This window comes from Delftia sp. JD2, assembly GCF_001682645.1.
Taxonomy (GTDB): Bacteria; Pseudomonadota; Gammaproteobacteria; order Burkholderiales; family Burkholderiaceae_C; genus Comamonas; species Comamonas acidovorans.
Genome location: NZ_LFJT01000006.1, coordinates 44,468 through 67,822, shown reverse-complemented (window position 1 = coordinate 67,822; position 23,355 = coordinate 44,468). Strand labels below are relative to the sequence as shown.

The window sequence follows — 23,355 nt, the reverse complement described above, 5'->3', positions numbered from 1 at the left end:
TCAAAAGCCTTCGGATACTTATAAATCTATCGCAAGCCTGATGCATGCGAAAAAAATACTATTTCGTTTTTACTCTAGAATATTCCTGCACGCCCATACGCATCATCGAAACGAATGATGTCATCCTCTCCCAAATAATCTCCCGATTGGACTTCAATTATTTCCAAAGGAAAATCTCCAGGATTCTTAAGCCTATGTATTTCCTCTAGACCAATATACGTGGACTCATTTTCACGCAATAGAAACTTCTCTTCGCCCTTGACAACTTCAGCAATACCTTTCACAACAATCCAATGTTCTGCGCGATGACAATGCTTTTGCAGACTCAAGCTTGCACCGGGGTTTACAACGATTCTTTTTACGTTAAATCGATCACCACGTTCTAAGCTGTCATACCAACCCCAAGGACGATGGACTTTTCGATGCGAATGAGCTAATCCATGGCCTTCGTCACCAAGATCAACAACTAATTTTTTTATTTCCTGGGTGTGATCTTTTTTCACGACCAAGACAGCATCCGCCGTTTCTACAACGACAATATTTTCCAGTCCAACTCCTGTAACAAGCCGGCCATTGGAGACCAGAAAAGAATTCCTGCAATTGGACTGAACCGCGTCACCCATCAATGCATTTCCCTGATCATCTCTTTCTTTTGCCTCCCACAAAGCATCCCAAGTTCCCAAATCGGACCATCCTGCATCTAAAGGGACTACTTGGGCCTTGACACCTACTTCAGGCATCATCGGTAATCGTTCCATCACGGCATAGTCGATAGAGTCTGAAGGACAGGATAGGAATGCATCTGCACCCGGCCTGATAAAATCAAGATCATGCCTCGCGCCGTTCATCGCAATCTTACAAGCAGCGAGAATATCCGGTCGGAATTTTTCCATCAATTCCAACCATATACTGGAACGCATCATAAAGACTCCGCTGTTCCAAAGGTAATTTCCATTTTCAATATATTGACGAGCTAACTCTGCGGTAGGCTTTTCGGCAAAGCTCTCGATCAATAATGCTCCTGATTCACTGGTATCTCGGTACCGTATATAGCCGTATCCTGTTTCAGGACGACTAGGAGAAACTCCAAATGTAACTACAGAAGCCCCACATGCTTCGGTATATGCCTGCTCCACAGCCGCATGGAAAGCAGGCTTGTTGGAAACCATATGATCCGCAGGCATTGCCAGCAAAATTGGATCCTCATCGCTAGCGCAAGCATAAAGAGCCGCAATAGTCAAGGCAGGTGCAGTGTTACGTCCTGCAGGTTCCAAAAGGATGGGGCACCGCTCAACACCAATCTGCATAAGTTGGCTTGCTAATAAAAAGCGGTGCTGCTCGTTGCACACCAGTACCGGGACGGAGGCCTGCGGTATGTGTGTCGCCAGTCCTTTCAGACGAGTGACAGTTTGCTGCAGCATGCTCCGGTCTTCCATCAAGGTGAGAAACTGCTTGGGATAGGTTTCCCGGGAGAGCGGCCAGAGTCGAGTGCCCGATCCTCCGCAAAGAATGATAGGAAGCAGGGGATGACTCATGACGAAGTCTCGCCGGGCGAAGGTGGACGACGCAAATCCTCAGCATCGGCCTCCAGCATTGCCAACCGCTGGTTCAACCGCCGCACATCGCGCTCGATGCGGGTGTTGACCATGTCGGCATGCAAGGCCTTGATGAGCAGGACGATGCTGGCCAGCAGCAGCAGCATGGCCGGTGGATAGCTGATGCCCAGCACCGCTGCCAGGCGGTTGATCATCCCGGGCCAGACGCCCAGCACGACGGCAGCCACGGCAACGACCACCCAGAACAGGCCGTGCATGAGATAGAGATGGTCGCGCCGGATCAGGTACAGGATCAGCGCGGCCAACCCTATGCCCATGAAAGTCGTTGTTACCTGAAGGGAAGCCATATTGATAATCAAAAGCTACCGAATGAAAGCATTCGGTTGATGCAGGGCACGGCCGAAACCAGCGCTATTGCCGTATGAAACGGTCCAAACCACCCAGGGAATACGTAAAACCTCCCATTGTAGGTTCCGCATCATGTTCCGAAGTCGCTTCCCCCTCTCGTTTCGCCCTGGCCTTGACAGGGATGTGGCACCGTATTTCACAACCCCTGCAGAAGCGGCGGGATCATGCCTTGGTGACAGACGAGGTTCCTGCAGCACTACACTGAAGCATTGACCTGATGCACCTGCCAAGCACTGTTGCTTGCGTGCACCCTCATATATGCCATCTGCCACCACCCAGCTCCTGGTCATAGACCCCCAGAACGACTTCTGCGATCTGCCTGACGACTGGTGCCCCGGCCGGCAACGTCCCAGCCTTCCCGTGGCGGGCGCACATGCCGACATGCAGCGGCTGGGCGGGTGGATTCGGCGCGAGGGGGCGAAGGTGGACGCCATCACGGTGACGCTGGACTCGCACCAGCGCTACGACATCGCCCATCCTGCCTTCTGGCAGCAGGGCGGTGGCGGCGATGTGGCGCCGTTCACCGCGATCACGGCGGCGCAGGTGCGGGCGGGTGTGTTCTGGCCGCGCAACGCCGGGGCGCTGCAGCGCAGCCTGGAATATCTGGATGCACTCGAAGCCAACAGCCGCTACACGCTGATGGTCTGGCCCGTGCACTGCGAGGTGGGCAGCTGGGGCCACGGTATCCACGCCGATGTGCTGGAGGCCTGCGGCGACTGGCAGCAGCAGCGCCAGCGCGCCGTGTACAACGTTTTCAAGGGGCTCAATCCCTGGACCGAGCACTACAGCGCGCTGCTGGCCGAGGTCCCCGACCCGGCCGATCCGGCGACCCTGCTGAACACCGGCCTGCTGGAGCGGCTGGACCGCGCCGGTCTGCTGGTTGTCGCGGGCGAGGCGAGCAGCCACTGCGTGCGCTCCACGGTCGAGCATCTGGTCGAGCACCTTCCCCATCCTGAGCGCATCGTGCTGATGCACGACGCCATGAGCCCGGTGCCGGGCTTCGAGTCCGCGCACCGTGATTTCCTGGCAGCCATGCAGGCCCGCGGATTGCGGCTGGCCTCCAGCCAAGAACTCCACCTGTAGGGGCCCGACCGCCTTCCCGCGCGCAGCCTCCTTTTCTGTTTGCCCAGCATCGCACCATGGCTCCCATCATCACCAGCCTGCTCGACACCGATCTCTACAAATTCACGATGTGGCAGGCCATGCTGCACCGCAATCCCCAGACCGAGGCCGAGTACGAATTCGTCTGCCGCACGAAGACGGCCTTCCCGCTGGCCGAGCTGCTGCCCGAGGTGGAGCGCGAGCTGGACGCCCTGTGCGCTCTGCGCTTCACGCCCGAAGACCTGGCCTACCTGGGCGGGCTGCGCTTCATGAAGAGCGACTTCATCGACTTTCTGCGCATCTTCCAGTTCCAGCGCGCCTTCATCCGTGCCTGGGCCGATGGCGATACCCTGCACATCGAGGCCAAGGGCCCCCAGGTCCATGTGATGGGCTTCGAGATCTATGTGCTGGCCATCGTCAACGAGCTGTATTTCCGGCGCTTCGACGCCGAGGCGGCGCTGGCCGAAGGCCGCAGGCGCCTGGCCGGCAAGATCGAGCGCCTGCGCCACCTGGCCTGCGAGGCCAGGCTGCGCAATCCCTTCGAGCTGTTCGACTTCGGCGTGCGCCGGCGCTTCTCGGGCGCCTGGCAGCGCGAGGTGGTCCAGGCCTTTGCCACGCAGACGGCGCAGTGGTTCAAGGGCACGTCCAACGTGCTGCTGGCGCGCGACTTCGGCATCGTGCCCATAGGCACCATGGCCCATGAGTACCTGCAGAGCTACCAGGCCCAGGGCGTGCGCCTGCGCGACTTCCAGATCGCCGCGCTGGAGGACTGGGTGCAGGAGTACCGGGGCGACCTGGGCGTGGCCCTGACCGACACCGTGGGCATGGATGCCTTCCTGGCCGATTTCGACATGTATTTCGCCAAGCTCTTCGACGGGCTGCGGCACGACTCGGGCGACCCGTATGCCTGGGGCGAGAAGGCCATCGCCCACTACCAGAAGCTGCGCATAGACCCGCAGGCCAAGCGCCTGGTGTTCTCCGACGGGCTGGACCTGGACACGGCCCTGGCCCTGTACCAGCGCTTTGCCGACCGCATACAGCTGGGCTTCGGCATCGGCACGCGGCTGACCAACGACATGGGGCTGGAGACCATCAACATCGTGATGAAGCTCACCCATGCCAACGGCCAGCCCGTGGCCAAGATCTCGGACTCGCCGGGCAAGACGCTGTGCAACGACGAAACCTATCTGGCCTATCTGCGCCAGGTCTTCGGCCTGGCCCAGCCTGTCGCCGTCTGACACCGCCTGACACCGCCTGACACCGCCTGACACCTCCAAGGCTCCATTCATGCTGCGCATCACCATTGCCCAACTCAACCCCACCGTCGGCGACATCGCCGGCAACGTGGCCCGCATGGCCGAGGCCGCTGCCCGCGCCGCGAACGCGCAGGCGGACCTGCTGGTCTTTCCCGAGCTGTCGCTGTGCGGCTACTACCCTGGCGACCTGCTGGACGAGCCCGCCTTTCGCGAGCGCCTGGAGCAAGGCTTGCAGCAGCTGCTGCAGGCCACGCGCCAGTGGCCGCAATTGCATTGGGTCATCGGCGCGCCCACGCGCGCCAGCGGGCCGGGCAAGCCGCTGCACAACAGCCTGCTGGTGCTCAAGGACGGCGCCGTGCGCCTGCGCTACGACAAGCAGCTGCTGCCCACCTACAACATCTTCGACGAGCGCCGCCATTTCGAGCCCGGCCCCGACGCGGCCAAGGTGCTGCGCATAGGACAGGCCCAGGTGGGCTTTCTGGTGTGCGAGGACGGCTGGAACGACGCCGGTGCCGACTACGCCACCAACCCCTTCGCGCGCATGGCCGACGCCGCGCCCGACCTGGTGGTCAGCATCAACGCCAGCCCCAGCCACCTGGGCAAGCGCGAGCAGCGCCACGAGATCTTCGGCCAGGCGGCCACGCGCCACGGCCTGCCCATCCTCTACGTGAACCAGATCGGCGGCCAGGACCAGATCGTGTTCGACGGCGCCTCCTTCGCGGTGGAGCCCGGGCGCGGCGTGGTCTTCGAGGCCGAGCGCTTTGTCGAAGACCTGCGCACGCTGCAGTTCGACGACGGGCGCTTCCTCGACGCGGCCGGCCAGCCCTGCATGAGCGTGCCGGCCGCAGGCCTGCCCACCATGGAGTTCTACCGCCGCCAGATCGTGCTGGGCCTGCGCGACTATGCGCGCCGCTGCGGCTTCACGCGCGCCGTGGTCGGCAGCTCGGGCGGCATCGACAGCGCGCTGACCCTGGCCCTGGCGGCCGAGGCCCTGGGCGCGGACAACGTGGTGGCCGTCACCATGCCCTCGCGCTTTTCGTCGAGCGGCTCGGTCGATGACTCGGTGATCCTGTGCCGCAACCTGGGCATCACGCTGCACGAGCACCCGATCCGCGAGCTGGTCGACGGCTATGCGCGCCAGTTCGAGGCCAGCTTCGGCCAGCCGCTGCAGGGCCTGCCGCTGGAGAACCTGCAGGCACGCATCCGCGGCACCACGCTGATGGAGTACTCCAACGCCTTCGGCCACCTGCTGCTGACCACGGGCAACAAGTCCGAGATCTCGGTGGGCTACTGCACGCTGTATGGCGACACCAACGGCGGCCTGGGCCTGCTGGGCGATCTGTACAAGACCGAGGTTTTCGAGCTGTCGCGCCACATCAACCGCAGTGCGGGCCGCGAGCTGATTCCCCAGGCCATCATCGACAAGCCGCCCTCGGCCGAGCTGGCGCCCGACCAGAAGGACGAGGACAGCCTGCCGCCCTATGCGGTGCTGGACGAAATCCTCAAATACGCCATCGAGGGCCGGCACCTGTCCACCGCCGAATACGGCACGGCCGAGCGCTTTGTGACCCAGCTGCTGGGCCAGCCCGGCGGGGCCGAGCTGGTTGACCGCGTCAAGCGCATGATCTTCCGCAGCGAGTACAAGCGCCGGCAGGCCCCGCCCATACTGCGCGTGCGCCCGCGCGCCTTCGGCACGGGCCGCCAGATGCCCATTGCCGCCCACTACGAATGAAGCCAGAGTGAAGCCACCGAGCCTGTTTATGCAAGAGACTGCCGCCATGGACGCCCCCACCGAAACCCCGGCCACCAGCGAGCGCGTGCACACCGCCGTGCTGATCGGGCGCTTCCAGCCGCTGCACAACGGCCACATGGCACTGCTGCGTGCGGCGCTGGAGCGTGCCGAGCAGATCGTCGTCGTGCTGGGCAGCGCCTGGCAGGCGCCCAATCCCAAGAACCCCTTCAGCTGGCAGGAGCGCGCGCAGATGCTGCGCGAGGCGCTGCCGCCCGCGGACGCGGCCCGCCTGCACTGCGTGCCCGTGCGCGACTACTACAACGAGCCGCTGTGGGTACAGGCCGTGCAGCAGGCCGTGCAGTCCTGCGTGCCCGAAGGCGCCAGCGTGGCCCTGGTCGGCCATTTCAAGGATGCGACCAGCGGCTACCTGGCGCGCTTTCCGCGCTGGCAGCTGATCAGCCTGCCGCGCCTGGGCCAGTTCGACGCCACGCCGCTGCGCGACATCTACTTCGGCGAATCCGGCGTGGACTTCGAGGCCCTGGCCGCCCAGGTGCCGCCCGCCACCCTGCAGTTCCTGCGTCAATGGGCCACCACGCCCGTCCATGCGCAGATGTGCGAGGAATGGCGCATGCTGGCCCGGTACCGCCAGGCCTGGGCTGCGGCGCCCTACCCGCCCGTCTTCGTGACCGTGGATGCACTGCTGCGCTGCCGTGTGCCGCACGAAGACGCGCAACAGGACCACATCCTGCTGATACGCCGCGGCCATGCCCCGGGCCTGGGCCTGTGGGCGCTGCCGGGCGGCTTCCTGGAGCCGCGCGACACGCTGTGGCAGTCCTGCCTGCGCGAGTTGCGCGAGGAGACATGCTCCACGCTCAGCGAGGCCGACCTGCAGGCCGCCCTGCAGTCCGTGCAGGTCTTCGACCACCCCGACCGCAGCCTGCGCGGGCGCACCATCACCCATGTGCACTACCTGGACCTGGGCGTGCTGCCCTCGCTGCCGCCCGTGCAGGGCGGCGACGATGCGGCACTGGCGCGCTGGGTGGCCGTCTGCGACCTGCCCGCCATGGAAAGCGCGTTCTTCGAGGACCACTTCCAGATCCTGCGCCAGTTCCTGCCCCTTCCGGTGCAACAGCCCCTGGCGGACACGGGCGTGAAAATCGGCTAAAACCGGAGATTGCGGCGCCATCTTGCGCCGCAGTACCGTTTTTCCGGGCTCCCCGTGTCCCCCCGCGTTTGAATGACTACCACCCTACAGATCCGACCCGCCACCCCCGATGACGCCGAGCTCATCGTCCGCTTCGTGCGCGAACTCGCCGTCTATGAAAAAGCCGAGCATGAAGTCCTGGCCACGCCAGAGCATGTGAAGCGCACCCTGTTCAGCGACAACCCCGCCGTCTTCGGCCTGATCTGCCTGCATGGCGACCAGCCCGTGGGCTTTGCGGTCTACTTCTTCAATTACTCGACCTGGCAGGGCCGCCACGGCCTGTACCTCGAAGACCTCTACGTCACGCCCGAGGCGCGCGGCCTGGGCGCGGGCACGGCGCTGCTGCGCCGCCTGGCGCAGATCGCCGTCGAGAAGGACTGCGGCCGATTCGAGTGGAGCGTGCTCGACTGGAACCTGCCCTCCATCGAGTTCTACGACCGCCTGGGCGCCCTGCCCCAGACCGAGTGGATCCGCTACCGCGTGACCGGCGACACCCTGCTGGAGATGGCGCGCGAGCCGGGCTGAGGCCGGCCCCCTTTGTCTGCCTACTCGGGCTCCACGCCCTGGCGCACGGCCTGCTCGACCACCTCGCGCGTCAGCGTGGGCACGAAGGTCTCGATGAAGGCATAGGCATAGCCGCGCAGCCAGGCGCCCTTGCGCAGGCCCAGCCGCGTGGTGTTGACCTCGAACAGGTGGCCGGCGTCCAGCGTGCGCAGGCCCTGGTCGCGCTCGGCATCCAGCGCCACCGAGGCGACGATGCCCACGCCCATGTCCAGCTCCACATAGGTCTTGATCACGTCGGCGTCCATGGCCGTGAGCACCACGTCGGGCTCCAGGCCCTCGCGCGCAAAGGCCTCGTCGATGTGGGCGCGGCCCGTATAGCCCTGCTCGTAGGTGATGATGGGAAAGCGCGAAAGCGCCTCCAGCGTCAGCGCCTGCTGCGACTGCAGCAGCGGGTGGCCGGGCGGCACGACCACGCCATGCGTCCAGCGGTAGCAGGGCAGCGCGACCAGGCCTTCATAGCCGGCCAGCGCCTCGGTGGCCACGCCGATGTCGGCCTCGCCGCTGCGCAGCATCTGCGCCACCTGCTCGGGCGAGCCCTGGTGCAGGTGCAGGCGCACCTGCGGATAGCGCTGGCGGAAGTCGCGCACCACATGGGGCAGCGCATAGCGGGCCTGGGAGTGGGTGGCGGCAATCGACAGCCGGCCCTGCTCGCTGGCGCTGAAGTCGGCGCCCACGCGGCGCAGGTTGTCGGCCTCCAGCATCAGGCGCTCGACGATGGGCAGCAGCGCCTCGCCGGGCGGCGTCAGCCCGGTCAGCCGCTTGCCTGCGCGGATGAAGATCTCCACGCCCAGTTCTTCCTCCAGCTCGCGGATCTGCCGGCTCACGCCGGGCTGGGAAGTGTGCAGCGTGTGGGCCACCTCGGTCAGGCTGTAGCCGCGGCGCACGGTTTCGCGCACATAGCGCAGTTGCTGGAAGTTCATGGGCAAGGCTCCGCCCGGGGCCGGTGCGGCCCGGGCCTGTGGAAGGCAAAAGCAGGAAGGAAAGAAGAGGGGAACGGCGAGAGGCTTCAGGCCGAACAGGCCACGGCCGGCTCATCCGGGGCATCGGCCGCTGCCTCGCGGGGCAGCTCCAGCAGCTCGATCAGATTGCCTGCGGGGTCGCGCGCATAGCAGCGCCGGCCCTCGCTCACGGGCGCCACCTCCAGCGCCAGGCCGCCGTGCACCAGCAACTGCTGGCGCAGCGCATCCACGTCGCTGACCGTCAGTGCCAGGTGCACCAGGTTGCCCGCCGCGCGCTCGGTGCCGCCGGACTGCCCCTTGTAGGGCACCAGATCGATGCGCTGCCCGCCGGCCAGAAAGCTCAGGCCCGGACGCCCGGCAACGGTCAGGGCAGACAGGCCCAGCACTTCGCCATAAAAGCGCTCCATGGCCGCCTGGGCGCGCGCCGGGAAGGACAGCTGGACATGGTGGACGCCACAGACAATGGCCACGCCCGGCTTCATGGCAGTGCGGCCGGCAAGAGGGGAAGGCCAGGCGGGGCGTGTGGTGTGGGTCATCGAAGCGTCTCGGAAAAGAATCAGCAGCCCGAATGCTGCTGCAGGCCATTGTCGAGACAAGTCGAAAAAACCAAAAATAATAAAAATTCAGTCTGTTATTTCCAAATCATCTCAAGAGATCGAGCGCCGGTGGTCGGCACGGCGCGCCAGCCACTCGCCGCCGAACTGCAGCACCGACACCAGGGCCACCAGGATGACGATGACCTCGAACATCACACGCGTCTCATAGCGCTCGTAGCCGTAGCGGATGGCCAGGTCGCCCAGGCCGCCCGCCCCCACGGCGCCCGCCATGGCCGAGGCATTGACCATGGCGATCACGCTCACGGTCATGCCGCCGATCAGGCCCGGCAGCGCTTCGGGCAGCAGCACCTGGCGCACGATCTGCGGGCGGCGCAGGCCCATGGCGCGCGCCGCCTCCACCAGACCGCCGTCCACTTCGCCCAGGCTCACCTGGGCGATGCGCGCAAAGAACGGAATCAGGTTGGCCGATAGCGGCACCACCGCCGCCCAGGTGCCCAGCGTGGTGCCCACGATGGCGCGCGTCACCGGCAGCAGGGCCACCAGCAGGATGATGAAGGGAATGGCCCGGCCGATGTTCACTGCCGCCGACAGCCCACGGTACAGGCGCGGCCTGGCATAGAGCCCGCCTGGCGCCGTGGTGTGCAGCACGATGGCCAGCGCCAGCCCGGCAACGATGGCGATCAGCGAGGACGCGCCCGCCATCAGCAGGGTTTCCAGAAAGGCCTGCAGGTATTTATCGAGCGGGGGCAGGGACATGGCCAAGCAGTTGCAGTGAATCGGCGCCCAGCGCCTGTTGAAGGGAAGACAGCGCGGCCGGTGAAAGGGGTGAGAGCGGTGAAAGCGGCGAGGGTGCCGACGGCAGATCCTGCACCGGCACGCCCACCAGCAGGCGGCCCTGCGAACGCCCGCGCACGCAGTCCAGCCCGCCCTGCAGCAAGCGGGCACGCGGGCCCAGCACCTGAAGCTGCGCCAGCGGCAGGCCCTGCTGGCTGCCGCCGTCGGCCCATCCGATGGCCAGCACGGCGACGGCCTCCGGGCCATCGGCCGCCGCCACCAGTTCCAGGTCGGCCGCCAAGGCCTGCCGCAGCGGCCGCAGCAGCGCACGCGCCGCCTCCGAGCGCGGTGCCGCAAACAGCTGCCAGACCTCGCCGATCTCCTGCAGCCGGCCCTGGTCCAGCACCAGCACGCGATCGCAGACCTCGCGGATCACGGCCATGTCGTGCGTGATGAGCACGATGGTCAGCTGCAGCTTGCGGTTGATCTCGCGCAGCAGCTCCAGGATGGACTGCGTGGTCTCGGGGTCCAGGGCCGAGGTGGCCTCGTCGCACAGCAGGATTTCGGGCTCGTGCACCAGCGCGCGCGCAATGCCCACGCGCTGCTTTTGCCCGCCCGAGAGCTGGGCCGGATAGGCGCCGCTCTTGTCCGCCAGCCCCACCAGGGCCAGCAGCTCGTCCACCCGCGCGCGCACAAGCGCGGGCCGCCAGCCCGCGGCCTGCAGCGGCAGGGCCACGTTCTCGTACACCGTGCGCGAGGACAGGAGGTTGAAGTGCTGGAAGATCATGCCGATGCGCCGGCGCAGCGCCACCAGCGCGTCCTCGTCCAGCGTGGCGACATCGGTGCCGTCCACCAGCACGCGGCCGCTGCTGGGCCGCTCCAGCGCATTGATGGTGCGCAGCAGCGTGGATTTGCCGGCGCCGCTGCGGCCAATGATGCCGAACACCTCGGCACGCGCCACCTCGAAGCTCAGCGCCTGCAGTGCGTGCACGGGCTCGCCCGGGCTCCTTCCCGTGCCCGTGCCCGGGTAGTACTTGCGCACGCCCTCGAAGACGATGTGCGGCCGCTGCAGCGCATCGATTGCATGGGGCTCGCCGGCCGCCGCCTGTTCCACCTTCATTGCCTTACACGCCTCAGAAGGCCGGCAGCACCGAGCCCTGGTACCTGCTCACGATGAACTGGCGCACGGGCTCGGACTGGTAGGCGCGCAGCAGGGCCGCGACCCAGGGTGCAGCGCGGTCGCGCTCGTGCACGGCAATGATGTTCACGTAGGGATTGCGCTCGCGCCTTTCGACGGCAATGCCATCGCGCGTGGCGATCAGCCCCGCCTGGTAGGCAAAGCTGTTGACGATGGCCGAGGCATCGAGATCGTCCAGCGAGCGCGCCAGCACCACCGAGGCCGCCTCCACCAGCTGCACCTTCTTCTGGTAGCTGGCGATGTCGGCCAGTCCCGCCGTGCCCTTGAAGGGGTCGAAGCCCTCGCGCAGCTTCAGGATGCCCTGGTCCTGCAGCACCACCAGCGCACGCGTCTGGTTGCTGGGATCGTTGGGAATGCCCAGGCGCGCGCCAGCGGGCAGGTCGGCCAGGCGTTTGTGCTTTTTCGAATAGAAGGCGATGGGCGAGATGTAGGTGTCGCCGGCCGCCACCAGCCGGTAGCCGCGCTGCTGGTTCTGGTCGCGCAGGAACGGCACATGCTGGAAGGAGTTGGCCTCGATGTCGCCGTTGTTCAGCGCCTCGTTGGGGCTGGCCGCGCCGCTGATGACCACGGGCTTGACCTGCAGCCCCTGCTCGCGCGCCACGCGGGTCACCACCTCCCAGATTTCCTCGTCCACGCCGCCGCGCACGCCCACGCGCAGCGGGCCGGCCTGCGCGGCCCGAATGGCGCCTGACATCGCCGCCGCCGAGGCCCCCGCCGCCAGTCCCCGCAGAAATACTCGCTTGTCCATCGCACAGTCCTTTCAAGAATCAACAGGCACCGATCAACAGCAATCGATCAATAGGCACCAGGGTGCAACTCACGGCCGGCCGCGCGGGCCTGGGCCTGCAGGCGGGCGAAATGCTCGGGATAGAAACGCTGGGCCACATCCAGGTGGGAGCGCACGCGGCCCTTGAGCGCGTTCTCGCCCACATGGCTGAACAGCGGGTTGTCCGGGTCGCTCTGCGGCCCCGTGGCCAGCACGGCCAGCTCGGGCGGCAGGGTCAGCAGCGGGACCTGGCCCAGGTCCAGGCGCGGCGCCAGGAAGTAGGCGATGGAGTAGCGCTGCACGCCCGCGCGCGGCACCAGCACGCGATGCACGTTGGCGCGCAGATAGCCGTTGGTGGCCAGCTCCAGCATCTCGCCGATGTTGATGACGAAGGCCCCGTCGCGCGGCGGCACATCGACCCAGCCGGCCGGCGTCTCCACCTGCAGCCCGCCCACCTCGTCCTGCAGCAGCAGGGTCAGGAGGCCACCGTCCTTGTGCGCGCCCACGCCCTGGCCGGCCGCGCCCAGCTCGCTGCCCGGGTAGTGGATGATCTTGATGCGGTGCGCAGGCAGGCCGCTGACCAGGGCGTCCAGCGCGCCCTCGGGCAGCTGCAGCGCGGCCACGAAGTGGCGCAGCAGCTCCAGCGCCACACCATGCGCTGCCGCCTGCCAGGCCAGCACCTCCTCACGGAACCCGGGCAAGGCCTGCGGCCACTGGTTGGGGCCTTGCAGCCCCTTCCAGTCCGGCACGCCGGGGCCTGCGGGAATCTCGGGCGACTCCTCGCCCAGGTCGATCTGCTCGCGCTGGTCGGGCCGCTGGCGCGTGATCTCCATGCCCACGGCCGTATAGCCCCGGAAGTGCCGCGTGTTGGCAATGGCCAGCGCCTGCTTGTCGGCCAGCGGCTGCGCAAAGAATTCGCGCGCGCGCCGCTGTATGCCCTGCCATGCGTCCCGGCCTATGCCGTGCCCTTCCAGGTAGAAGAAGCCGGTGTCGCGCGCCGTGCGCGCCAGCTGGCGCAGCGCCTGGGCCTGCGTGGCCGGGTCGCGCAGGGCCTGCAGATCGATGACGGGCAGGGCCGGGGTTGCCGCTGTGGCGGCGGGCGCGTCGAGAGTGGATGCTGTCAAGGTGCTCATGCTGTGCTGCCAGGAAAGTGGGAAGGAAGGGGCGCTCAGGCCGCCAGGCGCTGATCGCGGTCTTGCTCGCGGTTTTGTTCGCGGTCTTGTTCGCGATCGGCAGCCAACACCGCATGGCCCTGCGCCTGCTCCAGCGCCTGCGCCAGGTCGGCCAGCAGGTCCTGCGGATGCTCTATGCCGATGGACAGGCGCACCAGCCCGGGCGCAATGCCCACGCGCGCCAGCTCCTCGTCGCTGAGCAGGCTGTGCGTGGTCTCGGCAGGAATGGCGGCCAGCGACTTGCTGTCGCCGATGTTGACCAGGCGCAGGAACAGGCGCAGCGCGTCATAGAAGGCGCGCGCCGCCGGCCGGCCGCCGCGCAGCTCGAAGCCCAGCAGCGCCGGCACATGCCCGCCGCGCAGCTGGCGCAGGGCCAGCGCGTGGTCGGCGTGGCCGCTCTGGCTGGCGTGGTGTATGCGCTCCACCAGAGGATGAGCCTGCAGGAAATCGATCACGGCCAGCGTGTTGCGGCTGGCGCGCTCCTGGCGCAGGCCCAGCGTCTCCAGGCCCTGCAGCAGCAGGAAGGCGCTGTGCGGCGCCAGCGCCGCGCCGCAGTTGCGCAGCAGCACGGCACGGGCCCGCGCGATGAAGGCGCGGTCGGGAAATTTCTCGGTGAAGACAAAGCCCTGGTAGGCCGGCTCGGGCGCGCTGAACTGCGGGTAGCGCCCCGCGTGCGCCACCCAGTCGAAGCGGCCGCTGTCCACGATCAGCCCGCCCAGCACATTGCCGTGTCCGCCGATGGCCTTGGTGGCCGAGTGCACGACGATGTCGGCGCCCCAGTCGAAGGGCCGCAGCAGCAGCGGCGAAGCCACGGTGTTGTCCACCACCAGCGCCACGCCCGCCGCATGGCTGATATCGGCCAGCTGGCGCAGGTCGGCAATGCCGCCCGATGGATTGCCCACGGACTCCACGAACACGGCCTTGGTGCGCGGCCCTATCGCCCGGCGCAACGCCTGGAAATCATCCTTGGCCACGGCCGTGCTCTGCACGCCGCGCGAGGCCAGCACATGGGCGATGAAGTTGTGCGTGCCGCCATACAGCTGCGAGGCCACGACCACATGGTCGCCCGCACTGGCCAGCGTGGCCAGCGCCACATCGATGGCGGCCATGCCCGAGGCCAGGGCCAGCGCGGCCACGCCGCCTTCGAGAGCCGCAATGCGCTGCTCCAGCACCGCCAGCGTGGGGTTGGCCGTGCGCGAGTACACATCGCCCTCCTCCACCAGGCCGAACAGGTTGGCGCCGTGCTGGGCGCTGTCGAACACGAAGGAGGTGCTCTGGTAGATGGGCACGGCCGCGCTGCGCTGCTGCTCTCGCCCCCGGTAGCCTGCGTGCAGGGCCTGGGTGTCCTGCTGCCACAGCGCATCGCTGGCTGCGTCGTGCGGGGCGGACTCGTTGCCGGTCGCTGAGGTCATGCATGGACTCCGTATGAGTGGTCGATGCAGCCCATTATTCGAAGCCCGCGCCCTGCGCACTACGAAGAAAAACGCGTTCGCTTATTCGGTTTGCGCATGTCGCCGGGCCGCGCCCTTCCTAGTTGCCACGCACATATGGATGCGCGTTTTGCGTCGTTGGAAACACGGCACTCAGCGGACAGCATCGGCAGTCCCGAAACTGCTTTGGAGGGAGTTCCATGACCCGCAAGACCCAGACCGAGATCGACAGGACCCAGGACAGCCGCTGCGCCCATGGCGCAGATTGCGGTGCTTTCGGGGCGCTCGATGCTCCCGAGGCGACCGAGCCCTCGCTCTCGCGCCGCACCCTGATCCGCGCCGGCGCCGTAGCCGGCGCGCTGGGCTCGGCCGCCTGGTTCAGCGGCCGCGCCGGGGCGCAGCCGCGCCAGAAGATCACCTTTGCCTGGAGCCAGGCCAGCTTCTGCCATTCGCCCATTCCCGTGGCGCTGGAGCGCGGCTTCTTCGAGCGCAACGGCCTGGACGTGGAACTGCTGAACTGGGGCGGCTCGGCCGACCAGTTGCTGGAGGCGCTGGCCACGGGCAAGGCCGATGCAGGCGCGGGCCTGATCCACCGCTGGATCAAGCCGCTGGAGGCGGGGCTGGATGTCAAGCTCATCGGCAGCGTGCACGGCGGCTGCCTGCGCCTGGTGGGCCTGAAGTCGGCCGGCGTCACGCTGGACCCCAGCACGCTCAAGGGCAAGACCATCGGCGTGGCCGATCTCAACAGCCCGGCCAAGCAGTTCTATTCCATCCACCTGGCCAAGCGCGGCCTGGATGTGGACAAGGACATCGAATGGCGCGTCTACCCGGCCGACCTGCTGGATGTGGCCGCCAAGAAGGGCGAGATCCAGGCCATTGCCGACGGCGACCCGAATCTCTACCTGATCGAGAAACGCAACCCCGGCACCTTCCTCGAACTGGGCAACAGCGCCAAGAACGAGTACGCCGAAAGCATTTGCTGCGTGATCGGCGCAGGCGCAAAGTTCGCCCGGGCCAACAAGCCCGCTGCGGCCAGCGTGGTGCGCGCGCTGACCCAGGCCTCGGACTACATCGCCGAGAACCCCAACGAAACGGCGAAGATCTTTGCCAAGTACTCGCCCAAGGTGCCTGTCGAGGACCTGCAGCGCCTGCTGGCCGAGCTGACCTTCAAGCACCATCCGCACGGCAAGCCGCTGCGCGACGAGGTCCAGGCCTTTGCGGCCGACTTCCGCACGGCCGGCGTGCTCAAGAAGCAGACCGACCCTGGCCGCTTTGCCAGCCACATCACGCTGGACGTCCTCGCATGAGCACCGCAAGACCACGCTGGCGCCTGGGCGCCACGGATGCCGCACCCGGCCTGGAACGGGAACAGGCGCAGGGCACGCGCAAGGCAGGCCCCTGGCGCACCGGCCTGCTGGCCGCCGCCGCCTGGGCCGGCCTGGGCATGCTGACCCTGCTGTGGCCCAACAAGGAGATCGGCTTCAGCGAATGGGCATTCACGCAGGAGTTCGGCATTGCCGCCCTGGTCGTGGCCCTTTTGCTGCTGGCATCGGCTGCGCTGCCTGTACGGCACGTACGGCGGGTTGATCGGTGGCTGCGCCCGGCCGGTGCCTGGCTGGTGGCCGCGCCGCTGCTGCTGGCGCTGTGGGAGACGCTGACGGCCAAGCTCGGCGCGCTGCCGCCGCCGTTCTTCGCACCGCCGCAAAGCCTGATCGACGTGGTGCACGAGGACTGGCAGCGCCTGGGCCTGTCCACGCTGTATTCGCTGCGGCTGCTGCTCAACGGCATCGTGTTCGGCGCGGTGATCGGGTTTCTCACGGGCGTGTGGATAGGCTGGTCGCGCATCGCGGGCTACTGGGTGCATCCGCTGCTGCGCTTCCTGGGGCCGGTGCCGGCCTCGGCCCTGCTGCCGCTGGCCTTTTTCTTCGCGCCGTCCAGCTACTCGGCAGCCGTGTTCCTGGTGGCGCTGGCCACGTTCTTTCCGGTGGCCGTGCTGACCTGGTCGGGCGTGGCATCGGTCAGCAAGAGCTACTACGACGTGGCGCGCACGCTGGGCGCATCGCCCTGGTTCCTGGTGCTGCGCGTGGCCATCCCGGCCGCCCTGCCCCAGGTCTTCGTGGGCCTGTTCATGGGGCTGGGCGCCTCGTTCTCAGTGCTGATCACGGCCGAGATGATGGGCGTGAAGGCCGGCCTGGGCTGGTATCTGCAGTGGGCCCAGGGCTGGGCAGCCTACGCCAACATGTACACGGCGCTGCTGGTCATGGCCGTGCTGTGCTCGGGCCTGATCACGCTGCTGTTCACCGTGCGCGACCGCACGCTGTCGTGGCAGAAGGGAACCGTCAAATGGTGATTGCCGCAGAACACGCCGCCAACGCCGCAGCCACGCCCGCCATCGCAGGGGCGGCCCTAGCCGGCGCGGCCATCGATGTGCAGGCCGTCAGCCACTGGTTCGGCCAGGGGGAGGGCGCGCTGCAGGTGCTCGACGAGGTCAGCCTGCAGGTGCGGCCTGGCGAGTTCGTGGCCCTGCTGGGCCCCAGCGGCTGCGGCAAGTCCACGCTGCTGCGCCTGGTGGCCGGGCTGGACGCGCCCACGGCCGGCGCCGTGGCGCAGGACGGCACGGCCATCACCGAGCCCGATCCCTCGCGCATCGTCGTCTTCCAGGACCCCACGCTGTTTCCCTGGCGCACGGTGCGCGGCAACGTGGCCCTGGGCCTGCAGGCACGCGGCCTGCTGGACAGCCAGGCCCACCGCATCGACGAGGCCCTGCGCCTGGTGGGGCTGGAGGATTTCGCGGACAGCCATCCCCACCAGCTGTCGGGCGGCATGGCCCAGCGCGCGGCCCTGGCGCGCGCCCTGGTCAACGACCCGCGTCTGCTGATCCTGGACGAGCCGCTGGGCAAGCTCGACTCGCTGACACGGCTGGCCATGCAAAGCGAGATCCTCAAGATCTGGCAGCGCGCAGGCTTTTCCGTGCTGCTGGTCACCCACGATGTGGAAGAGGCCCTCTTCCTGGCCCACCGCGTGCTGGTCTTCAGCCAGCGGCCCGCCCGCATCGTGGCCGAGATCGATGTGGACCTGCCCTACCCGCGCCAGCGCGGCCACGCCCGCCTGTCCGAGCTGCGCCACGAGGCCCTGCGCCACCTGGGCCTGGACCAGACCTGGTAGCGCCCGCCTCCGATGCAACGCAGCGACTCCCCCGACTGGCTCAACCCCTTGATCGGCGCCATGCAGCAGGCCCAGGTCGGCCTGCTGCAGCTGCTGCACGGCCTGGGCCTGGCCGGCACGGTGGACGGCCAGCCCGTCTGGCCCTGGGCCCTGCGCCTGTCCGGCGAAAACCTGCTGATCGACCTGGGCCAGGCCCGGAGCCTGCTGTGGTCGCTGGCGGCCGTGGCCACCGCCATCGTTTTGCTGGTGCTGGCCCTGGCGCTGGTCCTGGTTCTGCGCCGCATCCGCTTGCCGGCCCTGGTGCTGACCGCGCTGGCCGCGCTCTCCCTGCTGCTGGCCCCCTGGCCGCGTGCCGACCTGATCCTGGTGCCCGCGCATGCCACCAGCTTCCATGCCTCGCCCACGGGCTTCAGCGTGGAGAGCATTGCGCGCGGCAGCGCGGTCTATGCCCAGCACTGCACGGCCTGCCACGGTGCCGATGGCCGGGGCCACGGCCCGCTGGCCGCCAGCCAGCCGGTCTGGCCCCCCAACTTCACCAGCCCGCTGCTGTGGCGCCGCGCCGATGGGGAATTGCTCTGGGCCATTCTTCATGACCGCCGCCCCGTGAAGTCTGGCGACGGCGCACGGACACACGGCCAGGCCGACCGGCTGTCCAGCGACGACGCCTGGGCCCTGATCGACTTCATGAAGGCCCGCGCCGCAGGCCAGATGCTGCAGATCGCCGGCAACTGGCCCTATCCCGTAGGCCTTCCCGACATGGCCGTGCAGTGCGCAGGCCAGCCCGCACGCCGCCTGAGCACCTGGCAAAGCCGCCAGCAGCGGCTGAGGGTGGTGGCAGGCAGCGGCCCGGTGCAGGAAGACCCGCGCCTGGTCAGCCTGCAGCTGTCGCCCGATGGCGGCAACCGCACCGCCAGCGCACTGGACTGCACCGTCAACGACCCGCGCGCCTGGCAGGCCATGGCCCTGCTCAGCGGCTCGGAGCAGCTGCAGGGCATGCAATGGCTGGGCGACCGCAGCGGCTGGCTGCGCGCGCTATCGCGTCCGGGCGCCCAGGGCTGGTCGGAGGACGACCTGGTCTGCCGCACGGACGCGCCCGCGAGGACGACGGTCGAGGCGACGACGGCCGCTGCGGCAACCGCCGGCCCGTCCGATGGCCTCGGGGCCCTGATCGCTCGCATGGATGCCGAGCCCGTGCGGTTCATCAAAGGTGGGTTTGTGCACTGAGGGATCAGCCATCCGCCGCCATCAGGCTGGCATAGGCGCCCTGGAGCGCGAGCAACTCCCGGTGGGTGCCCTGCTCCACGATGCGGCCGCCCTCCAGCAGGACCACGCGGTCCGCGCGGGCCAGCATGGCGGGCCGGTGGGCGATGAGCAGCACGGTACGGTGCTCGCGCAAGGCGTCCAGCGCACGCAGCAGGGCTTGTTCGCTTTCGCTGTCGAGATGGGAGGAAGCCTCGTCCAGCACCAGCACGGGGGCACCGGTCAGCAGCGCGCGCGCCAGGGCGATGCGCTGGCGCTGGCCACCCGAAAGGCGCATGCCTTGTTCGCCACAGCGCGTGGCATGGCCTTGCGGCAGCCCGCTGATGAAGCCATGGGCCTGCGCCAGCATGGCGGCCTGCTGTACCTCGTCATCGCTGGCGTCAGGCCGGCCCAGGCGGATGTTGTCGGCGATGGAGATGTCGAACAAATGCGCCTCCTGGCGGACCACGGCAAGTTGCTGCCGCAGCACGGCCAGCGGCAATTCACGGATGTCCATGCCGCCCATTCGCAGGCTGCCGGCGTCGGGCTCGCCCAGGCGTTGCAACAGCTGCACACAGCTGCTTTTGCCGGCGCCGGACGCACCGGCCAGGGCCACCATTTCGCCAGACCGCAGGGACAGGTCCAGTCCGCGCAGCACGGGTACGCCGCCACGCTGCCAATGCACACCGCAGAAGTCCAGCGACGCCGTGGCCGGCGCCTCACGGGTTCCGCTGTCCGCAATGCGCCGGGGCTGGCGCAGCAGTTGCACGATGCGGTCGGCACCAGCCTTCACATCGCCCAGCCTGCGCGCGGCCTGCGCCACTTCGGCCAGCGGCGCCAGCGCCATGCCGGCCAGTACCACCACGGCGGGCAGCCAAGCGGCGTCGATGTTTCCCTGGTCCAGCAGCCAAGCGGCCACGGCAGCCATTGCCAGGGCCGACACGGCCGGCAACGGGTCCGCGGTGGCCAGTTGGCCCGCAGCAAGCGACGCATGCCTGCGCACCTGCGGGGACAGAGCGGCAGCCTTGGCACGCATGCGTGCCAGCCAGCGCGGGCCGGCCTCCAGCAGCGCCAGTTCACGCAGTCCGCGCAGGCCTTCCACCACATCGGCATTGAGTTCGCCCTGGGCCGCTGCCAGCGTCCTGGCCTGCCGCTGCGCCTTGCCGGCCAGCCACCAGGACAGCAGCACCGGCAAGGCAACAAAGGGCAGCCAGGCCAGGGCGAGCAGCGGATGCAGCCAGGCCAGCAGGCCCAGCGCCGCCAGCGGCACGCACAGGGCGCCGGACAGCTCGCCCAGCATGTGGGCGTAGAAGTGCTCCATCAGCTCGGCATCGGCCGTGGCCGTGGCGGCGATGTCGCCGCTGCGCTGCGGGCCGGCCGCATGGCCTGCGCCCCGCTCCAGCCCGTCGTAGATGCCCAGCTGCAGTGTTTCTATCAACGCAAACGCCAGCGCATGGGAGGCATGGGTCTGCCACCATTGGCTGAGCGCGGCCACCAGCGCCGTCAAGGCCAATGCGCCCAGTGCCGGTTGCAGCGCAGTCCACGGCGCGCCCATGGCGGCCTGTCCGGCAATCCAGGCAGCCAGCACCCAGGCGCCGACCACGGTAGCCTGCGCCAGTGCGGCGGCCAGCAACGCCGCTGCCAGCAGGCGCTTGTGCGACGCCACCGGCGCCAGCAGGCCGGCCCAGCTGCGGGATTCATCGCGGATCATGCGGCCTCCTCCGTCGTCCTCTTGGCCTGCGACGCCGCCCAGAGCCGTGCATAGCGGCCGCCGCGGCGCAGCAGATCATCGTGCGTGCCCTGTTCGGCCACCCGGCCGTTTTCCAATACCACGATGCGGTCCGCCTCGCGCGCCGTCTCCAGGCGGTGCGCGGCCATGACGAGAGTGCGGCGGCCCCGCAATGGCCGCAACACCTGCAGCAAGGCCTGCTCCGTGCGTGGATCTGCGCTGGATGTGGGCTCGTCCAGCAGCAGCACGGGCGCACGCCTCAGCAACGCACGCGCCAGGGCCAGCCGCTGGCGCTGCCCGCCCGACAGGTGCGCGCCGAATTCGCCCACCTCGGTCTGCAGGCCTTGGGGCAGGCTGTCCACCAGATCGGCCAGTTGCACATCACGCAGGACAGCCTCGATGTCGCGGAGGCAGGCCTGGGGGCTGGCCATGCGCAGGTTGTCCTCCAGGCTGCCGCTGAACAGCAGCGTGTCCTGGGCGACCAGGGCGACCCTGGAGCGCAACTGCGCCAGGCTCAGCTCCCGCAGGTCCCGGCCGCCCAGGCAGACCATGCCGCGCCGGGGATCGGCGGCGCGCCACAGCAGCGACAGCAGCGTGGACTTGCCGACGCCCGAAGGCCCCACCAGCGCCACCCATTCACCATCGGCGATATCCAGGTCCAGCCCGCGCAGCACCTCGGGCCGCCCCGGCTCCTGCCCCTGGTCATGGGCAAAGCACACCCCACTCAGCGAGATGCGGCCGTCTGCAGGAGCAGGCCCGGGCCGCTGCGGCTCAGGCACGGGCAGCGGCGCGTGCAGCAGCGCGTCGATGGCATGCAGGCCGTCGCGCGCGGCCCAGGCCGCATGAAAGGCTTTCTCCAGCCGCTCCAGCGGCCTGAAGGCCTCACGCGACAGCAGCAGCACGGCCAGCAGCGATGCCGCATCCAGCCGGCCCTGGCCCAGTTGCCAGCTGCCCCACCCCAGGACACTGGCCATGCCGGCCAGGCCAACGAACCGCGTCAGGCCGGTGCGCAGCAAGGTGGCGCGCAGCGTGTGCATGGACTCGGCACGCAGGCGGGCGGCCTGTTCGGCCAGACGCATGCGCCAACGCGCCGAGGCGCCAAAGGCCCAAAGGGTCTCCATGCCGCGCAGGCTGTCCAGCAGCTGCGCCCCAAAGGCAGCCAGGGCCGCCATGACGCCGCTGGCCCCGGGCATGTGCCGGCGCAGCCACAGCCGGTCCAGCAGCGGCTGGCCCAGCACGAACACGGCCAGCAGCAGCGCGCAGCCCGCGTCCACCCAGGCCAGGGCGCCCAGCGCCAGCGCGCAGCCGAGCACGGCTCCCAGCAGGCTGGGAACATGGCGGCTGGCATGGACCTGCACGGCATCGACAGCCGCAACCAGCGTGGCCTGCAGCTCGCCCGTGGGGCGGGCCGCAGCCCAGGCCGGCCCCAGGCGCATCAACCGGGCCAGCAGGCGTTCGCGCAGCACGGCGCGCGTGCGCATGCCCACCTGCTGCGCCCACCACTCTTCCAGCCACACCAGGACGCCGCGCAGCACCAGGGCCGCCAGACCGATCGCCAGCCAGGGATGCAGCGACGCCCCCTCCATGGCCTGGGCCAGCAGTCGAGCAAGGCACAGCGCGTGCACCACCAGCATGGCCTGGGCCAGCAGCCCGCAGGCCACCGTGGCCGCCAGCTGCGCGCGCGAGCGCGACACCATCCAACGTTCCAGCGAGGTGCTCATGACGGCTCCTGCCCACGGCCGCCCAGCGCGTGCCTCACGGCGACCAGACGCCGGCCGTTGACCGTTTCCACGACAGCCTGCACGCGGTAGACCTCGTGCAGCAGGGCGCTGTCCACCACCTCGACGGGGCTGCCGGCACGCACCACGCGGCCCTGGTCCAGCACCATGATCCGGTCTGCCCAGCCCATGGCCAGGTTGATGTCGTGCAGCACGGCCAGCACCACCAGTTGCCGCTCGTGTGCGATCTCGGTCACCACGTCCAGCACGCGGTGCTGGTGGTAGAGGTCCAGGGCGCTGGTCGGCTCGTCGAGCAGCAGCAGGCGCGGACGGCGCACCAGGGCCTGGGCCAGACCCACCATCTGGCGCTGGCCACCCGACAGCGCAGCCAGCGGCCGGTCGGCCAGGGCCGTCAGCTCCAGGCGCTGCAGCACCTGCTCCACGGCGGTCTCGGCCTCATGCGTGCCGACCAACGGCCAACCACGGGCCGCCTGTGCGGGCTCGCCGGCCATGGCCGCGCTGAGCACGGACTCGAACACCGCCAGTCGCGAGCGTTCGGGCAGGCTTTGGGGCACATAGACCACCTGGCGCGCGGGCTGCAACGGCGGCTGGGAAGACAGCAGCGCCGTGCCCAGGCGCACCTCGCCGCGCATGCGCTGCAAGCCTGCAATGCCGCGCAGCAGCGTGGATTTGCCTGCGCCATTGGGCCCCACCAGCGCGTTGACCGAACCCGCAGCCAAGGGCCCCAGAGTGGCACCGCGCAGCACGGGAGCTGCGCCATAGCCCATGTGCACATCGCTGACATGCAGCGCGTTGCGGAATGGCAT

The 23,355-nt window shown here is 68.2% G+C and carries 21 protein-coding genes; 9 read left to right on the top strand and 12 right to left on the bottom strand.

Going from position 1 to position 23,355, the window contains the following annotated elements; translation table 11 throughout:
- Positions 1-74: 74 nt before the first annotated feature.
- Both ACM14_RS30460 and ACM14_RS05090 read right to left on the bottom strand, forming a co-directional pair.
- Positions 75-1,535 (bottom strand): mannose-1-phosphate guanylyltransferase/mannose-6-phosphate isomerase, encoded by a 1,461-nt coding sequence (locus ACM14_RS30460; protein WP_084027311.1) that lies wholly within the window; start codon positions 1,533-1,535, stop codon positions 75-77.
- Positions 1,532-1,903: a DUF2304 domain-containing protein gene (locus ACM14_RS05090; RefSeq protein WP_065345529.1), complete on the bottom strand. Its 372-nt coding sequence runs from the start codon at positions 1,901-1,903 to the stop codon at positions 1,532-1,534. Before ACM14_RS05090 ends, ACM14_RS30460 begins: the two co-directional genes overlap by 4 nt.
- A 319-nt stretch (positions 1,904-2,222) precedes the next feature.
- Here ACM14_RS05090 and ACM14_RS05085 point away from each other — a divergent pair, with 319 nt between their 5' ends.
- From ACM14_RS05085 to ACM14_RS05065, 5 genes are all read left to right on the top strand, one after another.
- Entirely contained in the window at positions 2,223-3,047 is an 825-nt protein-coding gene (locus ACM14_RS05085; protein ID WP_065345528.1) for a cysteine hydrolase, read from the top strand.
- A gap of 56 nt (positions 3,048-3,103) precedes the next feature.
- Positions 3,104-4,303 (top strand): nicotinate phosphoribosyltransferase, encoded by a 1,200-nt coding sequence (pncB, locus tag ACM14_RS05080; RefSeq protein ID WP_012207404.1) that lies wholly within the window; start codon positions 3,104-3,106, stop codon positions 4,301-4,303.
- Positions 4,304-4,352: 49 nt separating this feature from the next.
- Positions 4,353-6,053, top strand: coding sequence for an NAD+ synthase (locus ACM14_RS05075; protein ID WP_065345527.1), 1,701 nt, complete (start codon positions 4,353-4,355; stop codon positions 6,051-6,053).
- Between the two features lie 46 nt (positions 6,054-6,099).
- Entirely contained in the window at positions 6,100-7,218 is a 1,119-nt protein-coding gene (locus ACM14_RS05070) for a bifunctional nicotinamide-nucleotide adenylyltransferase/Nudix hydroxylase (protein WP_065345583.1), read from the top strand.
- Between the two features lie 72 nt (positions 7,219-7,290).
- Positions 7,291-7,782 carry a GNAT family N-acetyltransferase gene (locus ACM14_RS05065; protein WP_047326490.1) on the top strand — a complete coding sequence of 164 codons (492 nt, stop codon included), beginning with the start codon at positions 7,291-7,293 and terminating at the stop codon, positions 7,780-7,782.
- Positions 7,783-7,802: 20 nt separating this feature from the next.
- Here ACM14_RS05065 and ACM14_RS05060 read toward each other — a convergent pair whose 3' ends face one another.
- The 7 genes from ACM14_RS05060 to ACM14_RS05030 form a co-directional block, all read right to left on the bottom strand.
- Entirely contained in the window at positions 7,803-8,741 is a 939-nt protein-coding gene (locus ACM14_RS05060) for a CysB family HTH-type transcriptional regulator (RefSeq protein ID WP_013800726.1), read from the bottom strand.
- 86 nt (positions 8,742-8,827) lie between these two features.
- The gene (locus ACM14_RS05055) at positions 8,828-9,316 is read right to left on the bottom strand and encodes a VOC family protein (protein ID WP_012207409.1); all 489 of its coding nucleotides are present in this window, start codon (positions 9,314-9,316) and stop codon (positions 8,828-8,830) included.
- Positions 9,317-9,427: 111 nt separating this feature from the next.
- A complete protein-coding gene (locus ACM14_RS05050) occupies positions 9,428-10,093 on the bottom strand; it encodes a methionine ABC transporter permease (RefSeq protein WP_013800725.1) in 666 nt (221 codons plus the stop codon).
- Positions 10,071-11,231, bottom strand: a complete 1,161-nt coding sequence (locus ACM14_RS05045) for a methionine ABC transporter ATP-binding protein (RefSeq protein ID WP_065345526.1) — start codon at positions 11,229-11,231, stop codon at positions 10,071-10,073. Before ACM14_RS05045 ends, ACM14_RS05050 begins: the two co-directional genes overlap by 23 nt.
- 13 nt (positions 11,232-11,244) lie before the next feature.
- Positions 11,245-12,057 carry a MetQ/NlpA family ABC transporter substrate-binding protein gene (locus ACM14_RS05040; RefSeq protein ID WP_063328302.1) on the bottom strand — a complete coding sequence of 271 codons (813 nt, stop codon included), beginning with the start codon at positions 12,055-12,057 and terminating at the stop codon, positions 11,245-11,247.
- Between the two features lie 47 nt (positions 12,058-12,104).
- Positions 12,105-13,208, bottom strand: a complete 1,104-nt coding sequence (locus ACM14_RS05035) for an isopenicillin N synthase family oxygenase (RefSeq protein WP_047326487.1) — start codon at positions 13,206-13,208, stop codon at positions 12,105-12,107.
- A 35-nt stretch (positions 13,209-13,243) separates the two neighbouring features.
- Complete coding sequence (locus tag ACM14_RS05030; protein WP_065345525.1) at positions 13,244-14,659, bottom strand: O-acetylhomoserine aminocarboxypropyltransferase/cysteine synthase family protein; 1,416 nt, start codon at positions 14,657-14,659, stop codon at positions 13,244-13,246.
- Between the two features lie 218 nt (positions 14,660-14,877).
- Between ACM14_RS05030 and ACM14_RS05025 the strand changes: the two genes are divergently transcribed.
- Genes ACM14_RS05025 through ACM14_RS05010 form a run of 4 tightly spaced genes read left to right on the top strand, consistent with a single transcriptional unit; the run spans position 14,878 to position 19,066 of the window.
- The gene (locus tag ACM14_RS05025; protein WP_065345524.1) at positions 14,878-15,984 is read left to right on the top strand and encodes an ABC transporter substrate-binding protein; all 1,107 of its coding nucleotides are present in this window, start codon (positions 14,878-14,880) and stop codon (positions 15,982-15,984) included.
- The gene (locus ACM14_RS05020) at positions 15,981-17,027 is read left to right on the top strand and encodes an ABC transporter permease (RefSeq protein ID WP_065345523.1); all 1,047 of its coding nucleotides are present in this window, start codon (positions 15,981-15,983) and stop codon (positions 17,025-17,027) included. Before ACM14_RS05025 ends, ACM14_RS05020 begins: the two co-directional genes overlap by 4 nt.
- Positions 17,021-17,842 carry an ABC transporter ATP-binding protein gene (locus ACM14_RS05015; protein WP_065345522.1) on the top strand — a complete coding sequence of 274 codons (822 nt, stop codon included), beginning with the start codon at positions 17,021-17,023 and terminating at the stop codon, positions 17,840-17,842. Before ACM14_RS05020 ends, ACM14_RS05015 begins: the two co-directional genes overlap by 7 nt.
- 12 nt (positions 17,843-17,854) lie before the next feature.
- Positions 17,855-19,066 carry a cytochrome c gene (locus ACM14_RS05010; RefSeq protein WP_065345521.1) on the top strand — a complete coding sequence of 404 codons (1,212 nt, stop codon included), beginning with the start codon at positions 17,855-17,857 and terminating at the stop codon, positions 19,064-19,066.
- A gap of 4 nt (positions 19,067-19,070) precedes the next feature.
- On the opposite strand, the gene ACM14_RS05005 is transcribed toward ACM14_RS05010, so the two are convergent.
- Genes ACM14_RS05005 through ACM14_RS04995 form a run of 3 tightly spaced genes read right to left on the bottom strand, consistent with a single transcriptional unit; the run spans position 19,071 to position 23,355 of the window.
- A complete protein-coding gene (locus ACM14_RS05005) occupies positions 19,071-20,792 on the bottom strand; it encodes an ABC transporter ATP-binding protein (RefSeq protein ID WP_065345520.1) in 1,722 nt (573 codons plus the stop codon).
- Positions 20,789-22,531 (bottom strand): ABC transporter ATP-binding protein, encoded by a 1,743-nt coding sequence (locus ACM14_RS05000; RefSeq protein WP_065345519.1) that lies wholly within the window; start codon positions 22,529-22,531, stop codon positions 20,789-20,791. The genes ACM14_RS05005 and ACM14_RS05000 overlap by 4 nt, the downstream gene beginning before the upstream one ends.
- Entirely contained in the window at positions 22,528-23,355 is an 828-nt protein-coding gene (locus tag ACM14_RS04995; protein WP_065345518.1) for an ABC transporter ATP-binding protein, read from the bottom strand. The genes ACM14_RS05000 and ACM14_RS04995 overlap by 4 nt, the downstream gene beginning before the upstream one ends.